Annotated in this window: 16 protein-coding genes, 2 pseudogenes and 1 riboswitch; of the genes and pseudogenes, 4 read left to right on the top strand and 14 right to left on the bottom strand. The window is 68.9% G+C overall.

The genetic code is table 11. The features are described from left to right. Window positions 1-214: 214 nt before the first annotated feature. The 3 genes from P2L57_RS10025 to P2L57_RS10015 all read right to left on the bottom strand — a co-directional run bounded on the left by P2L57_RS10025 (window position 215) and on the right by P2L57_RS10015 (window position 2,607). Window positions 215-616: a recombinase family protein gene (locus P2L57_RS10025; RefSeq protein ID WP_275811577.1), complete on the bottom strand. Its 402-nt coding sequence runs from the start codon at window positions 614-616 to the stop codon at window positions 215-217. Between the two features lie 111 nt (window positions 617-727). Next, entirely contained in the window at window positions 728-1,912 is a 1,185-nt protein-coding gene (locus P2L57_RS10020; RefSeq protein WP_275811575.1) for a helix-turn-helix domain-containing protein, read from the bottom strand. A gap of 224 nt (window positions 1,913-2,136) precedes the next feature. Then, window positions 2,137-2,607: a hypothetical protein gene (locus P2L57_RS10015; protein ID WP_275811573.1), complete on the bottom strand. Its 471-nt coding sequence runs from the start codon at window positions 2,605-2,607 to the stop codon at window positions 2,137-2,139. 68 nt (window positions 2,608-2,675) lie between these two features. On the opposite strand from P2L57_RS10015, the pseudogene P2L57_RS10010 reads away from it, so the two are divergent. Both P2L57_RS10010 and P2L57_RS40145 read left to right on the top strand, forming a co-directional pair. Continuing rightward, a pseudogene (locus tag P2L57_RS10010) lies at window positions 2,676-3,328 on the top strand (winged helix-turn-helix domain-containing protein); the annotation flags it as partial. Between the two features lie 30 nt (window positions 3,329-3,358). Further along, window positions 3,359-4,198, top strand: a complete 840-nt coding sequence (locus tag P2L57_RS40145; RefSeq protein ID WP_425574854.1) for a helix-turn-helix domain-containing protein — start codon at window positions 3,359-3,361, stop codon at window positions 4,196-4,198. A gap of 367 nt (window positions 4,199-4,565) precedes the next feature. On the opposite strand, the gene P2L57_RS10000 is transcribed toward P2L57_RS40145, so the two are convergent. The 3 genes from P2L57_RS10000 to P2L57_RS09990 form a co-directional block, all read right to left on the bottom strand. Next, window positions 4,566-5,489: a sterol desaturase family protein gene (locus tag P2L57_RS10000; protein ID WP_275811567.1), complete on the bottom strand. Its 924-nt coding sequence runs from the start codon at window positions 5,487-5,489 to the stop codon at window positions 4,566-4,568. A gap of 382 nt (window positions 5,490-5,871) precedes the next feature. Continuing rightward, on the bottom strand, window positions 5,872-8,640 hold the full coding sequence (locus tag P2L57_RS09995; protein WP_275811565.1) for a discoidin domain-containing protein: 2,769 nt from the start codon (window positions 8,638-8,640) through the stop codon (window positions 5,872-5,874). Between the two features lie 189 nt (window positions 8,641-8,829). Further along, entirely contained in the window at window positions 8,830-9,207 is a 378-nt protein-coding gene (locus P2L57_RS09990; RefSeq protein ID WP_275811563.1) for a hypothetical protein, read from the bottom strand. 211 nt (window positions 9,208-9,418) lie between these two features. On the opposite strand from P2L57_RS09990, the gene P2L57_RS09985 reads away from it, so the two are divergent. Next, window positions 9,419-9,640 (top strand): hypothetical protein, encoded by a 222-nt coding sequence (locus tag P2L57_RS09985; RefSeq protein ID WP_275811561.1) that lies wholly within the window; start codon window positions 9,419-9,421, stop codon window positions 9,638-9,640. Window positions 9,641-9,675: 35 nt separating this feature from the next. Here P2L57_RS09985 and P2L57_RS09980 read toward each other — a convergent pair whose 3' ends face one another. Then, window positions 9,676-10,527 (bottom strand): patatin-like phospholipase family protein, encoded by an 852-nt coding sequence (locus tag P2L57_RS09980; protein ID WP_275811559.1) that lies wholly within the window; start codon window positions 10,525-10,527, stop codon window positions 9,676-9,678. Window positions 10,528-10,650: 123 nt separating this feature from the next. Between P2L57_RS09980 and P2L57_RS09975 the strand changes: the two genes are divergently transcribed. Further along, on the top strand, window positions 10,651-11,187 hold the full coding sequence (locus P2L57_RS09975) for a GNAT family N-acetyltransferase (protein WP_275811557.1): 537 nt from the start codon (window positions 10,651-10,653) through the stop codon (window positions 11,185-11,187). Between the two features lie 309 nt (window positions 11,188-11,496). Here the strand turns inward: P2L57_RS09975 and P2L57_RS09970 are convergent. From P2L57_RS09970 to hemE, 7 genes and pseudogenes are all read right to left on the bottom strand, one after another. After that, window positions 11,497-11,853: pseudogene (locus P2L57_RS09970) on the bottom strand (transglycosylase family protein); the annotation flags it as partial. 4 nt (window positions 11,854-11,857) lie between these two features. Next, a riboswitch (cyclic di-AMP (ydaO/yuaA leader) is annotated at window positions 11,858-12,022 on the bottom strand. A 318-nt stretch (window positions 12,023-12,340) separates the two neighbouring features. Next, the gene (locus P2L57_RS09965; protein ID WP_275811555.1) at window positions 12,341-13,231 is read right to left on the bottom strand and encodes an MBL fold metallo-hydrolase; all 891 of its coding nucleotides are present in this window, start codon (window positions 13,229-13,231) and stop codon (window positions 12,341-12,343) included. 148 nt (window positions 13,232-13,379) lie between these two features. Further along, complete coding sequence (gene hemB, locus P2L57_RS09960) at window positions 13,380-14,372, bottom strand: porphobilinogen synthase (protein ID WP_275811553.1); 993 nt, start codon at window positions 14,370-14,372, stop codon at window positions 13,380-13,382. A 2-nt stretch (window positions 14,373-14,374) separates the two neighbouring features. Continuing rightward, complete coding sequence (gene hemC, locus P2L57_RS09955; RefSeq protein ID WP_275811952.1) at window positions 14,375-15,268, bottom strand: hydroxymethylbilane synthase; 894 nt, start codon at window positions 15,266-15,268, stop codon at window positions 14,375-14,377. Between the two features lie 29 nt (window positions 15,269-15,297). Continuing rightward, complete coding sequence (hemA, locus tag P2L57_RS09950) at window positions 15,298-16,599, bottom strand: glutamyl-tRNA reductase (RefSeq protein ID WP_275811551.1); 1,302 nt, start codon at window positions 16,597-16,599, stop codon at window positions 15,298-15,300. Next, complete coding sequence (hemF, locus tag P2L57_RS09945) at window positions 16,596-17,558, bottom strand: oxygen-dependent coproporphyrinogen oxidase (RefSeq protein WP_275811549.1); 963 nt, start codon at window positions 17,556-17,558, stop codon at window positions 16,596-16,598. The genes hemA and hemF overlap by 4 nt, the downstream gene beginning before the upstream one ends. Next, entirely contained in the window at window positions 17,555-18,592 is a 1,038-nt protein-coding gene (gene hemE / locus P2L57_RS09940) for a uroporphyrinogen decarboxylase (protein ID WP_275811548.1), read from the bottom strand. The genes hemF and hemE overlap by 4 nt, the downstream gene beginning before the upstream one ends. Window positions 18,593-18,678 lie beyond the last annotated feature (86 nt).

Raw genomic sequence — 18,678 nt, 5'->3', positions numbered from 1 at the left:
CCACTCGAACGGGTTGCGGCGGATGCACATGTGCGCTCCTTCGATGGTCGGTTTCCTGGAGCCCGCCCCGGCCGTTGGGGCCGTCCGGCGGTTGGCACGGCCGGGGCAAGGGCTTATGTGGCGCCGTTGGCTGTGGCGCCCACGTACAGAACGAACGCGATGATGCCGACGGCGGCGAGGAACTGCAGCAGAGCGGCCACCCGCGGGCGCCCGTTCACGGCAGCATGGGGGCCGAGGTGAGGCGGCCCGTCGGAATCCACTGGCCGTCCGCGGTGCGCTTCTCACCCTGGCAGGTCTCCACCCAGCCTCCGCTTAGAAGGACGCGCCGCATCATCACTCCGCGGATACGCTCGTTGTGAGAGAGACGCCCCCAGCCGAAGATCAGGCATACCCGCGGGCGGTCGCTTCCGGCGTCCTGCATCGCATGGAGAAGCAAGTCGAAGGCGGGCCTGCGGTCCGTCAGGGCCTCCTCGCCTTCATCGACCCACCATCCCCCGAAGCCCCAGCCCTGCGCGCTGGTGTACTTGGCGCACGCTTTGAGGCGCGCTTCGAGGAGTTCTCTGTGCGATGTGGCGCGGCGGTCATAGATGAACGCCAGCGGCTGATCGGCTGTCATGGTCGGCTCCACGCCCAAAGGGATTTACGTGAGGTAACCGACCGTAGACAGTTCGTGATAGGCCGCTCAATGGCACTTCCCATGCCCCCGGCCCGGAAGTGCCACCGAACGCTACACGTGCATGCCCACCGCGTCCGCGAGTTCCCGCATGTCCGTCGTCAGGGTCCGTCGCTTCGTGATGATCCGCTCCACGATGTCCCGGGCGTACCGCTGGTGTGGCAGCCACTGAGGCGCCACGCCCCGGATGCCCTTCAGCACGTCCACGGCGTCCGCGTACTGGCGCTGCCGCACGTGGGCGTTCGCCACATCGAGCCGGTGCCGATTGACGTTATTCGAGGTCGGCCGCAAACCCTTGGTTGGGATGGCGGCAGCGAGCTTCAGCACCTTGTCGGGCTCATCGGCGATCATCGCGGTCTCTGCTCGCTTCAGCGCAACCGTCACCGGTCCGAAGGTGCGCAGGAAGTCGCCCGGGGTCCGCTCAGCCCCCATGGCGACGGCCGCCGAGCGGGCGAGCCGTAGCGCGTCCTCGGCCTCACCGGGCCGATTATCGCGAATGGACGCAGCCGAAGCGCGAAGCAGCAGCCATCCCCACGCGCTCAGTTCCTCCGGGGTGGCACGTGACATGCGCGGCTCCACCTCGTCAGCCCACCGGATAGCGAGGTCCCTGGCGTCGGCGACGCGGCCCCGCCGTAGCATCAGCCAGCACTCGATGCTAACCGTCGTAGCACCGTCAAGCCGGTCGCCCGCATCGTCCATGGCCCGCTCCAGTGCGGTGGCCGCAGCATCGAACTGGCGCGTCTGCGTGAGCAGCCATCCAGTCAGTTGCAGCAGCCGACCACGGATGCGGCGCCCCTCCGGGGTGATCTCCACAAGGGTGTCGGCGTCGCGCAGCAGCGCGGGTAGAACCGTGCCCAGTTCCGCAAACTGGTCGGAGGCGAACAGTGGGAGAGCAGCGTCGATAGCCTGGCGAACCCCATTGGCGGTAGGCAGTTCACCAGGACCGGGGGGACCGGGCGTCAGCAGCGCGCGCCGCACGGCGCCCCAGTGGTCCATGGTGGTGGCGTCAGCACCGTCTTCGGGGTGTTCGGCGATGAAGCGGGTTGTGGGCACGCGCAGGGCGACGGCGAGTTGCCGGGCGGTCTCCAGCCGTGTATCGGCCCGCTCGCCCTGCTCCAACTTGCGGATGAGAGACAGGGAGACCCCGGACGCGGACGCAAGCCCCCGCTGCGTCAGCCCCCGCCGCTTTCGGACTTCCCTGAGCCGCGCGCCGATGTGGGAGTGAGTCTCCTCGGGCATACCGGACTCCGTTCTGACCTCGACAATCAGAACGGTACCCCCAGTCGGCTATGGGGGAACGATCGTTGGCCCTCGCTTCGGCGGGGGTCAACGCGTTTCATACGCCCTGCGGGGCCGGGCAGAGGCTCGATCCGTTTGCGGTCCCGCAGGCCGGTGTCCCGCACGGAGCCAGGGCCAATCTCGTAAGTTTCCTGCGGCACTCGCCCCGCGTTGAGTTCCTTCCCTCAGAAAGCCCGCAGGCCCTCCAGCCGCGCGATCTCGGCTTCGATCGGGGCCCGCGCTTTCGCTTCCTGTTGCGCGCGACGCTTTATCTGATCCATGTGCTCCGGATCAGAAAGCACCTTGATCACAATAGCCTTTACGTGCTTGTCCAGCACGCGCTGATCCGCGATGATCCTGCCGCAGCCGCCGTTATCCTTCGAACAGCAGTAACGCCGGGTCGGCTTGCCGTCCTCGTAATGGATGACCTTGCAGCCCGTATCCACCGAGCCCTTCAGCGTGTTCCCGCAGTTGCCGCATACGACGGCCCGCTGACCCGAGCACAACTGCGCCCCCGTGAAGGGGCGCCCGCCGCGCGCCTCGTGCCACTGCATAACCTGCTGCCCGATGGTCGGGTCCAGGATTGGGTCACCCCTGAGCCGCTCGACTATCCAACCGTTACGGCGAATGTAACCAGCCAGCCGCGGGTTGAGCATTACTCAGGTTGAACTCGTGATGTCCGCGTCCCGGTGACGTTCCTTGATCCCTGCGGTACAAGGGGTCCATGCGGTACGCGCAAGGGGGCGGGTTGACGCCGGGAGAGCAGGAGAAGCGGGAACGGGTGCGGCTGGAGGCCGCGGAGCGGTTCGCACGCGGTGAGAAGACCGAGGCCATCACGAAGGAGTTACGGGTGACCTCACGCTCGGTGCGGCGCTGGCGGCATATGTGGCAGCAGGGCGGTGTGCAGGCGCTGCGTTCGAGGGGGCCGGTGTCGGTCGAGCGGCTCAGCGCACGGCAATGGGCGCGGCTGGAGCAGGAGTTGAAGCGCGGTCCGCTGGCGCACGGGTGGGACGATGAGTTCCAGGGCTGGACGCTCAAGCGGGTCAAGCTGCTGATCGGGCGCATGTTCCATGTCCGTTACACGATTCAGGGCGTGTGGAAGCTGCTGCGCCGGCACGGCTGGTCCGCTCAGGTCCCGCCGCGGCGGGCGATCGAGCGCGACGAGGAGGCCATCGAGATGTGGAGGACGGGGGTGTGGCCGCGGGTAAAAGGACCGCGGCGGACCTGGGAGCCCACATCTGTTTCGAGGACGAGGCGGGCCAGGGGCTGAGGCCGCCGAAGGGACACACCTGGGCGCCCCGCGTGGCCCGGCCGGTGGTGCGGGTACGCGGCCGCAACCGGGGGCGGGTCAACATCGCGGGGGTGGTCTGCTACCGGCTGAGTACCTACCCGAAAGGCGACGCGGAAATGGCCGACCCTCGCGGTATCTCGCTTTGGAATTCGCTGACAATCGAGAGGAGATTTATTCCTGATCAGGGGCGCGTGACCTATCAACCACGCCAGGACTGGTTTACTATCGTGGCTCTTCTGCGAGGCTTATGCCAGTTTGAATACCCGGACGGTTCAGGCTGGCACCAGACCACACTCGTCTGCGGAGATACCTCTCGCCTCGTCGGTAAGAGCGCGGTTCGGCTTTGGCGGCCGCAGTCAGGGAAGCAGCGCGTCGAGGTGGCGTTCATCGCACTGCCTACGCAGCTCTTTCGGTACTACGCGGACGAACATCCGGAAGTCACCGTTCGTGACCTGTCGGCCCTGGAGACTCCGCGGGTTTTCGACCCCGTGGCCGCGGCCATGGCCCCCGGTTTGCTGCGTGCCCACGATGCGGGGGTGGGCGAGCACTACGCGTACAGAGCGGCGCATTACCTGACAGCCCATATACTCCATCCGCTCCACGACCTACAGTCGGACACTCCGGGCCTGAATCCGGAGCGACTTCTCACGGTGACCAACTACATGCACGAACACCTGGCGTCGCATATCACACTCGAAGACATGGCCAAGGAGGCCTTACTCAGCCGCTACCACTTCGTACGTCAGTTCGCTGCCGCCACGGGAAAAACGCCAGTACAGTACCTGACCGAGTTACGTGTCGATACCGCGTGTCGTCTCCTCACCACGAGCAACGAACTCATATCCCAGGTCGGCAGCCGCTGCGGCTTCCCCAATCCGGAGAATTTCGCCCGCGTCTTCAAAAAACACCTGGGCTGCTCACCACTCCAGTACCGGCAGCGATCCCTTCCGGCCTGACGCTCCCGAGTCACTGTCCCTCCGGTCACGACCGGTGGCAGTGAGGCGCTCCCGGACAGGTGGATCCGCCATCGGACCCGGAGCGCTTCAGTGGAAGCTGATCGGAAAATCGAGATGTGGGAGGGCAGGCGGCAGCATCCGGGCCGCTTGCGGACCGGATGTCGGTGGAGGCGGTCGGGACGATGTCGGGGTGAGGGTGACCTGGTGGCCGAGGGCCTGGAGCCGGCGGACAGGATCGCGGGTCTCGCGGAGCGGACCTCGGCCTCGGAGTCGACCTGACGAGCTGGCTCTTCATCGACGGGCCGAACGGCGAGGACTCCGCCAGAACGCGGACCCTGGTCGGCACCACCATGGAGCGGGCGCGGCATCACGAGCCAGAGGACATCGCCGCCCCACCCGAGGCCGTAACGGTCTCACTCGGCGGCTGCCTTGGCGCGGACGCCACCGAGATGGGTGTCCCGTCCTGCGGACGCCAGCCGGGTTCGCGGAACACGCGACCGACCCGCTCGCTCCAACTGTCGGCCATCTTGACGTCCTTGGCGATGGCCATGTACTCGTGCGAGGCCACCTTCAGCGGGTTGTACGTCCGGATGTTCTTGGTCAGCCCGTAAACGGGCCGCTCCATCTCCGCGACGAACGATCCGAACAGCCGGTCCCAGATGATGAGGACCCCGCCGTAATTGCGGTCCAGATAGTTTCCCTGGGACGCGTGGTGCACACGGTGGTGCGAAGGCGTGTTGAAGACGAACTCAAACCACCGGGGCATCTTGTCGATGCGCTCGGTGTGGATCCAGAACTGGTAGACGAGGTTCAAGGAGGAACAGAATGCCAGCACCGCCGGGTGCACACCGACAGCGACCATCGGGAGCAAAAAGAACCCTACGGTGAACGTCATCCAGGGTTGGCGCAGCGCGGTGGTCAGATTGAACTTCCGGCTGGAGTGGTGGACGACATGGCAGGCCCACAGGATCCGGATGACGTGGTGGCTTCGGTGGGACCAGTAGGAGAAGAAGTCCTGCGCGAGCAGCATCAGCGGAAGGGTCCACCACGATAACGGCACCCGCAGCGGCGTCAGTTCGTAGATGACGCCGTAGATCGCGACATCCTGGAACTTCCACAGGAAGCCGAAGAAGAGACTGCCGAGCCCCATGCTGACACTGGTCACCGCGTCCTTGGCTTCATATCCGGCGTCCTCCTCGTCGGGATGCAGCCGGACGAGGATGATTTCGACGACGGCGAGCAGAACGAAGGCAGGTATGGACCAGAATACGACGTCGGGGAGGTTCGACATGGACAGGAATGATAGGTCGCCCTCCAACCCGGGAGTTGACATATGTTGCCTGGTGGGCGCCTGGTATTGCTGCCGCAGCGCGGGCTGTCCATCCTGACGGTCCGCCAGGCGGCGTGTATGACGCGCCTGACGTCCTGGAGCTTCTTGCCGAGGACGGCGCCGTACTCCTTGATCGGACCCTCGTTGACTGCGTGTTGCCCCGCGATCGACACGTTGCGACCGCGCCGCTTCGACCGCCGCTCGTCGCTCTCGCGAGCGTAGGAGTCGAGCACAAGACCGCTGGTCGCTCCGCAACCATCCGCCGACGGCCCGTGACGCGGTGGAGATGACGGTGGTGGCGGCGCATGCGCGCGCCGCCACCACCGCCTCCCGGAGCCGCGGCTCAGGGATCCTGGCGCACCGTCAGTTCGGCGATACCGGGATGGCTCTGGCTGTCGGCCGCGCGCAGCGTCACCCGCGCATAGCGGGCGAGCGGCGATGCCGACGGCCGGTCGGAGCCGGGCTGGGGGGTCCAGTGCCTGCCGTCCAGCGAGGTCTGCACGCTGTACGAGGCCGGACGGGTGGCCGTCCAGCGCGGTGAGATCCCGGCGATGCGCACCGTCCGCCCGAGGTCGACGGTCAAGGTGCCCTGGCTGCCGCTCGGCACCCACGCCGTGGTGGTGTTGCCGTCCAGCGCGGCTTCCGCGTACATGCCTGGCTGCTCCGAACTGGCCGTCGCCTTCGCGCACCTGGCGACGTTCGTGGTGGCCGCGAGGTCGGGGCGCCGTGTCTTCAGCACCGCGGGCACGGACCGGCTCACCACCTGCCTGCCTTGCGGGGACTCCACGTCGAAGGGCCTGCCTCCGGTCAGACGTACGGTGGTGGCGTGCGCCCCGATGGCGACGTCGAACGTACGGCCCTGCCAGTGCAGACCCCTGAGCGTGACACCGTCCTTCAACTGCGGCGGCAGCGTGGGGTCGAGCCGCACTCCGTCCTCGCTCCAGCGCAGCCCGCCCAGGCCGTTGCCGAAGGTCTGCAGGAAGCCGCCCGCCCCGGTGAGGAAGTCCTGCGCGGGCGCGCCCGACAGCGGGTCCGCGGCCCCGGCCTTGCTGCCGCGCGCCTCGGAGAACTCGTCGAACGGGCCCCGGATGAACGGCTCGACCGAGCGCATCAGATACGTGTACGTCGAGCAGCCCGGCTCGCCGATGGTGGCGGCGTCGATCGCGTGGATGGAGTCCGTCATGGCCGGGCCGTCCGGATCGGTGCGCGCCGCGTAGTAGTCCAAGGTGGCCGCGGCCGACGTGCGGGACATCGGCCACTGCAGCGGATACATCAGCATGACCGCGTCCGCCTGCTTGATCAGCGAGCCCTTGTAGCCCGCGTACTGCTGGAAGACGTGGCTGCTCGGGTCGTACGGGATGCGCAGACCGTTGGCGATCTGCGTCCAGTCGGCGGGTGCGCCGCGGCCGAGGACCCGGGCGGCCCGGGTGGCGTCGCGCAGCGCCGTCGCGGCACCGGCGTTGGTGAACACTGCGTCGGTGACACCGTTGCTGTACTCGTCGGGACCGGCGACGTTCTTGATGGAGTAGCTGCCGTCGCCGTTGTGCGTGACGCGCCCGGCCCAGAACTCGGCGATCCCGTTCAGCACCGGCCAGCCGCGGTCACGCAGCCAGGCCGTGTCGCCGGTCGCCTGGTAGTACTGCCAGACGGCCAGCGCGATGTCGCTTTGCAGATGGATCTGGGTGACGCAGTGCGGCGGGCTCCAACTCTGGCACTCCGCCCACAGGTTGCCCTGACCGCCGCTCTCCCACGGGTAGAACACGCCCTGGTAACCGAGTTTCCGCGCGTTGGCCCGCGCCCCCGCCAGGGTCCGGTAGCGGTAGTCCACCACCGACTTGGCCAGTTCCGGGTGGTACGCGAGCAGGCTGGGGAACATCCATGTCTCGGCGTCCCAGAACACCAGCCCCGCGTAGTTGTCGGCGCTCAGACCAGTCGGCGCGATGCTGTTGGCGGAACCGGCGCGGATGCTGGAGAGCAGTCCGTACTCCGAGGAGCGGATCCACGACTGCAGTTCGGGCTGCCCGGCGACCTCGATGTCGCTGCGCCAGAGCCGGTCCCAGGCCGTCGAGTGCGCGGAGAACAGCGCGGACCAACCGCGCGCCGCCGCCTGCTGCGAGGCCGCCACGGCGGAGTCGTCCGGGGTACGGGAGGTGAGCCCGGTGTCAACGCCGACGTACTTGGTCAGCGTGTACGTGTGGTTGCCCCGCACCGGGAAGCCGACCGACTGACGTGCCGTCAAACCCCGCTGGCCCTGGGCCGATTGGGACGGCTGGACATCCCCGCTGGTACGCAGGGTGGAGGCGACGGCGCCCTCGGTCCCGGTTCCGTCGGTGCGGAACCCCACCCGCATGGTGTGTCCGCCCGGGCGGGCCCCGGCGCCGACCGGGGAGAGCATCCTGGCGCCGCGGCCGTCGACCAGATCGGTGACGGTCGCCTGCCCGCTCCAGTGCGGAGTCATCCGCAGCCGGACGGCGCCCACGTGCGGGTCGGCGCGGTCGGCGAAGACGTCGTAGACCAGGTCGGTGGCGTGACCGTCCGCCGCGGTCCAGGTCAGTGAGGTGCGGACCAGCCCGCAGCGCAGATGCAGGCTCTGCCGGTAGTGCGAGATGCGGGCGGTCGGGGTGTCCCCGCTGAACGTCTCGCCGCCGGTGCTGACCGTCATCCCGGTCCAGGCGGGGATGGCGGCGATGACCTGCCGGCCGCTGGCGGTCTGCTTGTTGTGCGCGTAGAGGCCGGAGACGAACGAGCCGTCGTAGCGCGGTGTGAACAGCGGCCAGCCGGTCTTGGCAGTGGACTCGAAGTAGCCGCTGCCGGTGTCCGGCACCCGCTGCCCCAGGTAGCCGTTGCCGACGAAGGCGTGGTAGCTGTCCTTCCGGTCGATCGCAGACGAGGAGAGCGTCCAGCCGGGGTCGGCGACGGTCCCGGTCCCGGTGCAGGGACTGTCGGCGGGAGCGTTGCTGGTGGTGGCGGCGTCCGGTCTGTCGGCCGCGGCGGCGACCGGCGAGGCGGAGGTCGCCGCCGCGATCAGCAGGACCGCCAGCGCGGGCGCGACCAGTCGTGGACATCGTTGCAGACGTGCGGGGCGTGCTCGCAGCGCTGGCAGGTTGCTCATCGTGGTCCGTTCTCGCTTTCCCTCGGTTCGCGATCACCGGCGAAGGCCGCTGCGAACATAAAGGGGTGAACGTGACGCGTCAATAAGCGGCGCACACCGTTCAAGAACTGAACGAACGACGGTGGCTGTAGACGCTCCTCTACCGACCTCTATCCCTTACTGACTGGTTTTGCAGCTCTTCATCACCCGTTAGGGACCTCTCGGCCCGATGCGGAGTTGTACGTCGATTTCCTGATCACCGTGGATCAGACCGTGTTCCGCCACGGTGAACGAGTCCTCAAGGGCGTGCTCCACCTTGCGCACCGCGTCCGGGCAGCCCTGGAGGTCCGCCGTGACCGAACCGGCCAGCGGTTCGGTCGAGGCGGCGTGGGTTCCATGACTCGATACGTCGAAGCTCTCGATCCACACGGTCTGCTGGCCCTGCCGAGTGCTGATCGGTGCCGCCGGAGCGCCGCTGGGGGAGGCCGGGAAGGCGGCGGTGAGCGAGCGGAACACCGTGTCGGCGTCTTCAGCCGCGCAGTCGTTGAGGACCACGGTCACCTGGGCCGCATCCTGCTGGGTACTCATGGCACGCTCCTTCGCTGGGACGCTCCTCGCCGAGGCGTGGGACGGGGTGCTCCGTCCATAACCGACGGTAAGCCCGCGCAGGCCAGGGTGCCTACCGGACCACCGGCGGAGGGAGGGCGGCCAGCCGCCCCAGGGGGTAGTCACAGCTGATCCGCAGAGCGTGACGTATGGTGCCCGGATGTCCGAAAACAACAGTGAAACGAGGAGTGACATGCCGGAAGTGATGCAACTGTCGCAGAAGACCGCGTCGGCGGAGCCGTCGCGCACCGACGCGCCGCAGGCGGCCGAGTCGCGGTCATCCAGCCATGAAGAGCCGAGGTCGCTGACTCCGGTGTTCAACGCGCTGGTTCGGGACTGGCGGGCCGAAGGCCGCGACATCCCGCTGCGACATAAGCCGGCGGTCTCCGCGCCGGCACGAGGTGCCGCCGCGTAAGAGCCGCCCGAGCACCAGTCGGCGAAGCGGTTACGTCAGGAACGGGCGCCCTGCCACACGCCGTTCACCAACGGCGCGACGGAGGGAGCCTGTTCCCGCCCGGCCCGCGCCGCGTCAGCACGCTTCGCCGGGTCCAGCACGTTGCGTCCTATCGCCTGGCGGGCGGACGCGTCCGGCGCGATGACGGCGACCTGGGCGCCATCGCGGCGCAGTCGGTCGGCCTGCTGGCTGGGGCCGGGCATCAGCGGGGTGTGCAGGGCGATCGGAGCCAGCACCACGACGCGCCGGAAGCCATGCGCGAGGTCGGCGTTGGCGCTGCTGCGTATGCCGCCGTCCATCCACTGCCGTCCGTCGATGGTCACGGAAGGCCACACTCCGGGCACCGCGCAACTCGCGGCCACCGCGTCGACGAGGGGTACCCCGCTGGCGCCGCTGAACGCCGTGAACTCGCCGGTCCGCGCGTCCACCGCGGTGACCAGCAACCGCTTCTCACGGGGCCACTGGTGTGAGGTGAGCCGTGACTCGATGGCCTTGCGCCGCTCCGACTCGGGCACGGTGTGCGCGGTGAGCGCCATTCGCCCGACGTGCCTGCGCGCGGAGCGCACATCCGGCGAGACAAGAGCGCTGCCGGCCATGGTGAACATGGTCCGTGCGCCGATCGCCATCGGTATCTCCCCGTCAGGCGGGGCGAGTTGCCGCTGGTAGAGCTCCTCCAGCGGTGTATCCGAGGTGAGCTGCGCCCCGACGACCGAACCAGCCGAGGTACCGATCACCAGGTCCGCGGCACCGAGGTCGAGTCCGGCGTCCGCCAGTCCGGCCAGCAGCCCCAACTCCCAGGCCACCCCGGTGACTCCGCCGCCGCCCAGAACCAATGCCCGCTCGCCCATGTCCACCCGGCTTCCCTCGGCGTTTGTGCCAGAGTAATGCGCCCCCGCCCGCTGCGCGACAGGCCCCGAGCCGCGCGAGTCCAACCGGTGGGCCCGCATCGGGTGCCGGTAGCGTCCATGGACATGCAGACGACGCTGTACGGCACCTCGGTCACCCTGCGGCCGGCGACGGTCGCCGACATCCCCGCGCTGGCCGACATCCGTACCACACCAGAGGTGTACCAACGGTGGCGCGGCGGCGAGGACTTGGTGGCGGCGGTGGCGGAGGACCTGGCCGAACCGGGCTCCCACCATCTGGCGATCGAGTACGAGGGCCGGGTGGTCGGCGCGATCCAATGGGCCGCCGAGCTGGAACCGGACTACCGCCATGCCAGCATCGACATCTACGTCGACCCGGCCGTGCACGGCCGCGGAGTGGGCACCGACGCCGTCCGTACCCTCGCCCGGCACCTGATCGCCGACCACGGACACCACCGCCTGGTGATCGATCCCGCGGCCGACAACACCGCCGCCATCCAGTGCTACCGCAACGTCGGCTTCCGGCCGGTCGGCATCATGCGGCAGTACGAACGCGGTCCTGACGGCAGCTGGCACGACGGGCTGCTGATGGATCTGCTGGCGGACGAGCTGACCGATCCTTCGCCGAAGAAGGAGGATTAGGAGGCTGTCCAATGCGGGACTTCGGCGCGGCCGAAGGCTGCCGGAGGCCGGACAGGACTCAGGCCTCGAACTGCCGCTGTGCGAAGCGGCGCAGGCGCACCGGCTGATCGAAGGCCGCACCACCACCGGCAGGTTGCTGCTCCGGATCGGGGGAGAGGGTTAACCCATCCGGCGCCCATCCGGCGGAATCCTCAGTACCCCGGCTGCTTGTGCGGCGCGGCGTCATGAGACCGCGTACGCCCGATGACCAGCGGCGACTACACAAGGTGGTCGTCGGTGGTCATCGCGTTAGCGGCCGTGGGGTCACTTCAGGCCGCCGGCCTTGGCGCACTGCCAGGCGCCCGGGCCCTGCATGGCCAGGAGCTTGTTGGCGACGGTGATCTGCTGGTCCTTGGAGGCGTAGTCGGCGCGGGGGGCGAACTTCAGGCCGCCGGCGGCTGCCCAGCTGGAGGGGGAGAACTGCAGGCCGCCGTAGTGGCCGTTGCCGCCGGTGTTGTGGTTGGACCAGTTGCCGCTGGATTCGCACTGGGCTACGCGGTCCCAGGTGGCGGTGGTGGCGGCGGAGGCGGTGGTGGCGCTGAGGACGGGGATGGTGATGGCGGCGGTGGCGATGCCGGCGAGCGTGGCGATGCGGGTGGTCTTGGAGGCATGGCTGAGCTTGGGCATGGGTGTGGTTCCTCACCGACGCCTGCGAGGTCAGCTGTCGGGTTCGGGCTGGTGAGTGCCCGGTCGCGGCTGGTGTGGCGCGCGGCTTTACCCCTAGCCGGTCCGTGTCGTGGGGTGGACCGGCGGTGGACCTTGGGTCCCCCGCTCCTGCCTTCGGCGCTGTCGCGTCGGGTGTTCCCGTCGGTTGGCGGCAGGATTCGGCGTTCCGACCGGCGGGGCCCGCGGCAGCGGGCGATGTCGACAGAAACATGGATCGCGGGGGTGGGGCAAGACCCCCCTGAAGGGGAGAAAACGGGCACTCGGTGATGCGGAATAAAGGAAACTGCAGGTCAGGGGGTATGAAGTCCGGAAATGAGGCTATTGGTCCGATATGCCGGAGAGAGGTAAGTCACACCCCCGACCCCGCGCATGCCCCTTTTGGTGTGGCCTGGCCCACACCTTCGTCGTGGCCTGGCCCACACCGGAAGCCGTACCCCGAGGGCGGGTCTCACCAGCGCAAGGCGGTGAAGTCGACAGGTTCGGGTCGCAGTTGCTGAACGCGCTTGGCCAGCCCCCGCAGCCGTTCGGTCATCTCCTCGGCGGGAAGGTACTGGCGGTCGCCGTGTCCCGGTAGCAACCACTCGAAGCGGAGCCGATCGACGCTGCGCGCGAGAGAGGCCGCCAACACCTCGATGGAGTACCAGGTGACGCTCTGCGCCACTTCGATGTCCTGCGTGCTGCGCGACCAGTAGAAGCTGTCGCCGCTGAAGCAGTAGCGCTGGTCCGCGACGTAGAGCACGCTCCCCTCGGTGTGCCCGGACAGCGGGTGTGCGATGACGCCCTCGGACACCTCGACCGGTTCGGTGCCGCGCAGTACCCGGTCGGCGTCTGGAGCGGCGTCCAGGTCGCCCTCGTGGATCCAGAGCCGGGCGCCGAAGCGGTCCGCGTAGCGTCGGCCGTGCGCGACATGGTCCCGGTGGGTCAGCAGCACCTCCGTGACCGGCCCCCATGCCTCGTACCGCGTGGCCAGCGCATCACTCCAGCGCGGGGTGTCGACCATCAGGTTCCCCGAAGGGCGAAGAAGCAGATAGGAGTTGGCCCCGGCGTTCTGCCGTGAGTTGTGACCGCAGAAGTACACACCCTCGTCCAGCCGCAGCGGATACGGATCGAGCGCCGGGTCGAGCTGTCGGGAGGGATGGCGGATCGACCGGGTGTGGCAGGCGTACGCGGCGGCGTGCAACTGCCGCGACTCCTCCGCGTTCCGCGGCTGGTGCAGGATCCGTGAGACGCCGTCGACCTCGCCGATCAGTCCCGGGGCGAGTTGCCGCGCGACATCGCAGTTCGTACAGCGGTCGTCCACATACCAGCCGCCCGGGTCGTCGGATGGTCCGTTGGGCATGGTGCGCCCCCTTCTCTCATGTCTGACGTGCGGCGATGGCCGATGGCCCAACTCATGGATATCGCCTGGCCGACGAAGAAGAGAAGGGGGTCCGCTCCTTGTGCTTTGCCGCGCGATCGTCTCTCTCCACACCGCCCCGCACCGGCGATCAGGAGTTCAACCCCGCGGTCGCCACCTCCACCGCCCAGTACGTGAGGATGATCGTGGCGCCCGCCCGTCGGATCGAGGTGAGCGTCTCCCGGATGGCCCTGTCGCGGTCGATCCACCCGCGCGCGGCGGCCGCCTCGACCATGGCGAGCTCACCCGAGACCTGGTAGGCGGCCACCGGGAGGTCGCACCGGTCGGCGACGGTGCGGAGCACATCGAGGTAGCCCATGGCGGGTTTGACCATGACCATGTCGGCGCCCTCCGCCAGGTCCAACCGCAACTCCCGTAGCGCCTCGGCCGCGTTGGCGGGATCCATCTGGTAGGTCTTGCGGTCTCCGCGCAACTCGCACTCCACGGCGTCCCGGAACGGACCGTAGAAGGCCGAGGCGTACTTCGCCGTGTAGGCCAGGATCGACACATCGGCGAAGCCCGCGCCATCCAGTGCGGTCCGGATCGCTGCGACCTGGCCGTCCATCATGCCGCTGGGGCCGACCGTGTGCACTCCCGCCCGGGCCTGGGCGACCGCCATGTCGGCGTACCGCTCCAGCGTCGCGTCGTTGTCGACCCGGCCGCCCGCGTCGAGCAGTCCGCAGTGCCCGTGATCGGTGAACTCGTCGAGGCACAGGTCGCTCATGACCACCAACGCGTCGCCCGCCTCGTCAACGGCCTCATGGATGGCCCGCTGCAGAATGCCGTCGGGACTGGTGGCCTCGGAACCGACGGCGTCCTTGCGGCTCGGCACGGCGAACAGCATGATGCCGCCGACGCCCGCGTCAGCGGCCTCGCGGACCGCCTTCCGTAGTGAAACCAGGCCGTGTTGGACCACTCCGGGCATGGCGGGAATCGGCCGCGGCTCTCGGAGGTCTTCCTTGACGAAGACGGGCAGCACCAGGTTCTTGGCGTGCAACCGGGTTTCCGCGACGAGTTCGCGGATGGCCCCGCCGCTGCGCAGCCGACGGGGCCGAAGTGCGGGGTGAGCGGAATCGGAGGTCAACTTCAGGCTCCCGTCGAGGTGTTGTGGTCGGCCAGCAGGGTGTCGGCCAGGGTGTGGCCGGTGGCCGTGGCGTCGGTCGGGGACGCGGACATGGTCCGGTAGGTGCGGTGCCGTCCGTCGGGTGAGGTGATGACGGCGCACAGTTCCAGCCGGGCCCGGGACCGCGCGATCCGGGCATGGGCGCCGACCGGTGCGCTGCACCCCGCTTCCAGCCGGGCCAGGACCGCCCGTTCCGCTTCGACCGCACACCGGGTGTCCCGGTCGTCCAGGGCGCTCAGCAGCGCCAGCAGCCCCGGATCGTCCGAGCGGCACTCCACCGCCAGTGCGCCCTGGGCGGGGGCGGGGACGAAGGCGTCCGGGTCCAGGATCTGGCTGGCCTCGGCCAGCCGGCCGAGCCGGGCCAGGCCGGCGGCGGCCACGACGACGGCGTCCAGTTGTCCGCTACGGACCCTGCCGATCCTGGAGTCGACATTGCCGCGCAGTGGTACGACGTCCAACTGAGGATGCATCGAGAGCAACTGCCCCGCGCGGCGCGGCGATCCGGTGCCGACCCGTGCACCCGGCGGCAGTTGGGCCAGCGTACGGCCGTCGGCGGCGACGACGGCGTCCCGTGGATCCTCCCGGACCGGGACGGCCGCGATGGTGATGCCGTCCGGTACGGCGGTCGGCAGGTCCTTGTAGGAGTGCACCGCGAAGTCGATCTCCTCGGCCAGCAGGGCGGCCCGTACGGCCTGGACGAAGACCCCGGTGCTGCCCATCGTCGCGATGGCCGCGTTGCTGGTGTCGCCCTGGGTGGTGATGCCGACGGTCCGTACGGAGGCTCCGCTCACTTCGCTGAGTGCCGCGGCGAAGGAGGAGGACTGCGCCAGTGCCAGCGCACTGCCGCGGGTCCCCATCCTCAGTACGTGCGTCGAGGCCTGAGTGGTCACCGTTCTCCCCCGTTGCTGTTCGATGTGCGGGCGGTGCCCGCTGGCTCCGGCCCGAAGAGGTCGTGCAACACCTCGACATAGGTGTGGCCACCGGTTTCGGTGGCCATCTCCCGGACGCGGACCGTCGGCCGGTGGATGAGCTTGCGCGCGATCCGCCGGGCGGTCTGCTCGACCTCGCCGCGGAGCTGGCCGGGCAGGGTGGGCACCCGGTGCAGCAGGCGGTCCACCTCCTCGTCCACCACGGCCATCGCGGACTTCCGCATGGCCACGATGGCCGGTGTGGCGGCGTCCCGGTGGCGTTCCGTCTCGTAGCAGCGGGCCTCCGCGGCCACGATGCGGTGGGCCTCGGCGATCGGCACCCGCTCCGAGGCCTCCTTCAGCCGGGTCTCCAGCCGGACCAGGTCGATCAGCCGCACGCCTGCCAGTGAGGCGACGGACGGATCGATGTCCCGGGGGAGGGCCAGATCGATGAGGACCTTGGTGCTGCCGGGCCGTTCGGCGAGCGCGGCCACCACGAGATCGCGGGTCAGCACCGCGTTCCTGGCCCCCGTCGCCGAGACCACCAGCTCCGCACGGCACAGCGCCTCGGGCAGTTGGGCCCAGGCGACGGTACGGATGCCCAGCTCCGCGGCGAGCCGTTCGGCCGCCCGCGCGGTCCGGTTGACCACGGTGACCTCCGCCAGGCCTGCCCGGTGCAGTGCCACCGCGCTCAGGCTGCCCAGATTGCCGGAGCCGATCACCAGGGCCCGATGTCCTTCCAGCGGCCCGGCGAGTTCGGCGGCGGCGTCCAGGGCGATGGCGACCAGACCGGACGCCGCCCCGCCGAGACGGGTCTCGGTCTCCACCCGCTTGCCGGCGCGCAGCGCCCGCTGGAACAAGCCGTGCAACACCGGCCCGACGGTGCCGTGTTCGCGGGCCAGGTTGTACGCGGCGCGGACCTGGCCGCGGATCTGGTGGTCGCCGACCAGCAGCGAGTCCAGCCCGCTGGCCACCGTGAACAGATGCTCGGCGGCGCTCTGCCGCCGTCGGACGCGCAGCATCGACCGCAGTTCGCCGGTATCCTCACCGCCCGTCTCCGCGAGCGCGGCCACGAAGTGCGCCAGTACGGTGTCGGCGTCCTCGGTGTCGGCGTACAGCTCGGTACGGTTGCAGGTCGCCAGGACCACCGCCTCCGCCACGGCGGGGGACTCGGCCAGCCGGTCGAGCAGGCGGATGACGTCCGGGGTGGTGAGCGCGGTCGCTTCCAGGGTGGTCAGGGGAGCGGAGTGGTGACTGGTGCCAATGCTCAGCAGGGTCATCGACGTGCCTCATGAGGAATTGTTGCCGCGCGGTCGTCCGGGGTATCGGCCTCGACGGCCAGCCAGTCCCTCGGGCGCAGGTAGTCGGCCAGCCGGTCCTCGGCGCTGCCGGGCTCCGGCTGCGGGCGGAAGGTCCAACCGGCCAACGGCGGAAGGGACATCAAGATGGCGTCGATGTTGCCGCCGGTCTGCAGGCCGAACTGGGTGCCCCGGTCGTAGACCAGGTTGAACTCGACGTAGCGGCTGCGGCGGTGCAACTGCCAGCGCCGCTCGCGTTCGCCGTACTCGGTCTGCGTTCGGCGCAGCACTATCGGCAGGTAGCCGGGCACGAGACTGGTCAGCCCGTCCTCGACGAAACGCAGCGCACGGTCCCAGCCGTGCGGGCCCGGCGGACGCAGGCGGTCGAAGAAGATCCCTCCGACCCCGCGGGTCTCCCGCCGGTGCGGGAGGTAGAAGTAGCGGTCGCACTCCTGCTTCGCCGGGCCGTAGAAACCCGGCTCGAAACGGTCACAGCAGTCCTTGAGCGTCTGGTGCAGATGCCGGGCGTCCTCCTCGAAGCCGTACGACGGCGTCATGTCCGCACCGCCACCGAACCACCAGGTCTGCCCGTCATCGACCTCGAAGTAGCGGAAGTTGGCGTGGAAGGACGGAACCCAGGGGTTGCGGGGATGGACCACCATGGACAGTCCGGTGGCGAAGAAGCCGCGGTCCAGTTCACGGCCGGGTTCCGTCCTGGCGATGGACGGCGGTACGCGGTCGCCGTGCACCGCTGACACGTTCACACCCGCCCGCTCGAAGACCGCTCCGCCCTCGAGTATCCGAGCCCAGCCGCCGCCTCCCGCGGGGCGTTGCCAGTTGTGCTCCTGGAACCGTTCGCTGCCGTCGCACTCCTCGAAGGCGGCCACCAGTCGAGCCTGCTGGGCCCGTAGCAGGGCCAGCACCTTGTCGTGATCCCTCACCGGGTCTCCCTGTGGGTGGCTGCCTGCCGGCGGTCGAACGACCGGACGGCCTCGATGAGGTGACTGACATGGTCGGGGGGGACGTCAGGGCGGATGCCGTGCCCCAGGTTGAAGATGTGCGGCCCGCCGATCCCATGCCGCAGCACGTCATGTGCCAGTTCGGTGATGAGGTCCGGGTCCGCTGTCAGCACCGTGGGGTCGAGGTTGCCCTGCAGTGTCCTGGCGGGAAGCGCGGGCCGCACGGCGGACAGCGGAGCACGCCAGTCGACGCCGATCACCTCCGCGGGCAGGGTGGCCAACTGCTCCAGCAGATGATGGGTGTTGGTCCCGAAGTAGATGCGTGGGACGGACAGGTCACCGAGGCCGGCCAGTACCCGGGCCGCGTAGGGCCGGCCGAAGCGGGCGTAGAGCGCCGACGGGTGGACACCCGCCCAGGAGTCGAAGAGCTGGATCGCGTTGGCCCCCGCCGACACCTGCATGCGCAGATAGCGGATCGTCACCTCGGTGAGCTTGCCCAGCAGCGCGTGCGCCGCCGTGGGCTGCTGGTGCAGCCAGGACCGGAGCGCTGGGAAGCCGTCACCGCTGCCTCCGCTTTCCACCAGGTAGGCGGCGAGGGTGAGCGGCGCACCGGCGAATCCGATCAACGGTACGTGTGCGGCCTCGCGCACCATGGGAATCGCCGCGGCGACAAAGGGAGCGATCTCTTCCTGGTCCGGAACGCGCAGTCGCGCCACGTCAGCGGCGCTGCGTATCGGATGGGCGATCACCGGGCCCGGGGCGAAGTCGATGTCGACTCCCATCGCGGCCAGCGGGACCATGATGTCGCTGAACAAGATCGCCGCATCGAGATCGAACCGGCGCACCGGTTGCAGGGTCACTTCGGTGACGGCTTCCGGATTGCGGCACATTTCAAAGAATCCGTACCGCTCTTTGATAGCGCGGTACTCGGGAAGGTAACGGCCTGCTTGGCGCATGATCCAGACGGGCGCCCGCGCCGTGTCTTTGCCTAAGGCAACGTCCAGAAACAGACTCACCTGCGTTCCCCCAGTCCGACAGGAAGTTTGGACCTTAGACAGGTTGCAACTCCCTTGTCGGGCTGTCAAGTTGATGCAACAATCGC

Source organism: Streptantibioticus ferralitis, assembly GCF_029223525.1.
Classification (GTDB): domain Bacteria; phylum Actinomycetota; class Actinomycetes; order Streptomycetales; family Streptomycetaceae; genus Streptantibioticus_A; species Streptantibioticus_A ferralitis.
The sequence above is the reverse complement of the archived record's forward strand: the minus strand, read 5'-3'. Positions and strand labels throughout refer to the sequence as shown.

Bases quoted from the DNA above. Each gene is read 5' to 3' on its own strand.
- P2L57_RS10025 (WP_275811577.1), bottom strand. From the start codon at position 616: ATGACAGCCGATCAGCCGCTGGCGTTCATCTATGACCGCCGCGCCACA.
- P2L57_RS10020 (WP_275811575.1), bottom strand. From the start codon at position 1,912: ATGCCCGAGGAGACTCACTCCCACATCGGCGCGCGGCTCAGGGAAGTC.
- P2L57_RS10015 (WP_275811573.1), bottom strand. From the start codon at position 2,607: ATGCTCAACCCGCGGCTGGCTGGTTACATTCGCCGTAACGGTTGGATA.
- P2L57_RS40145 (WP_425574854.1), top strand. From the start codon at position 3,359: ATGGCCGACCCTCGCGGTATCTCGCTTTGGAATTCGCTGACAATCGAG.
- P2L57_RS10000 (WP_275811567.1), bottom strand. From the start codon at position 5,489: ATGTCGAACCTCCCCGACGTCGTATTCTGGTCCATACCTGCCTTCGTT.
- P2L57_RS09995 (WP_275811565.1), bottom strand. From the start codon at position 8,640: ATGAGCAACCTGCCAGCGCTGCGAGCACGCCCCGCACGTCTGCAACGA.
- P2L57_RS09990 (WP_275811563.1), bottom strand. From the start codon at position 9,207: ATGAGTACCCAGCAGGATGCGGCCCAGGTGACCGTGGTCCTCAACGAC.
- P2L57_RS09985 (WP_275811561.1), top strand. From the start codon at position 9,419: ATGCCGGAAGTGATGCAACTGTCGCAGAAGACCGCGTCGGCGGAGCCG.
- P2L57_RS09980 (WP_275811559.1), bottom strand. From the start codon at position 10,527: ATGGGCGAGCGGGCATTGGTTCTGGGCGGCGGCGGAGTCACCGGGGTG.
- P2L57_RS09975 (WP_275811557.1), top strand. From the start codon at position 10,651: ATGCAGACGACGCTGTACGGCACCTCGGTCACCCTGCGGCCGGCGACG.
- P2L57_RS09965 (WP_275811555.1), bottom strand. From the start codon at position 13,231: ATGCCCAACGGACCATCCGACGACCCGGGCGGCTGGTATGTGGACGAC.
- hemC (WP_275811952.1), bottom strand. From the start codon at position 15,268: ATGGGGACCCGCGGCAGTGCGCTGGCACTGGCGCAGTCCTCCTCCTTC.
- hemA (WP_275811551.1), bottom strand. From the start codon at position 16,599: ATGACCCTGCTGAGCATTGGCACCAGTCACCACTCCGCTCCCCTGACC.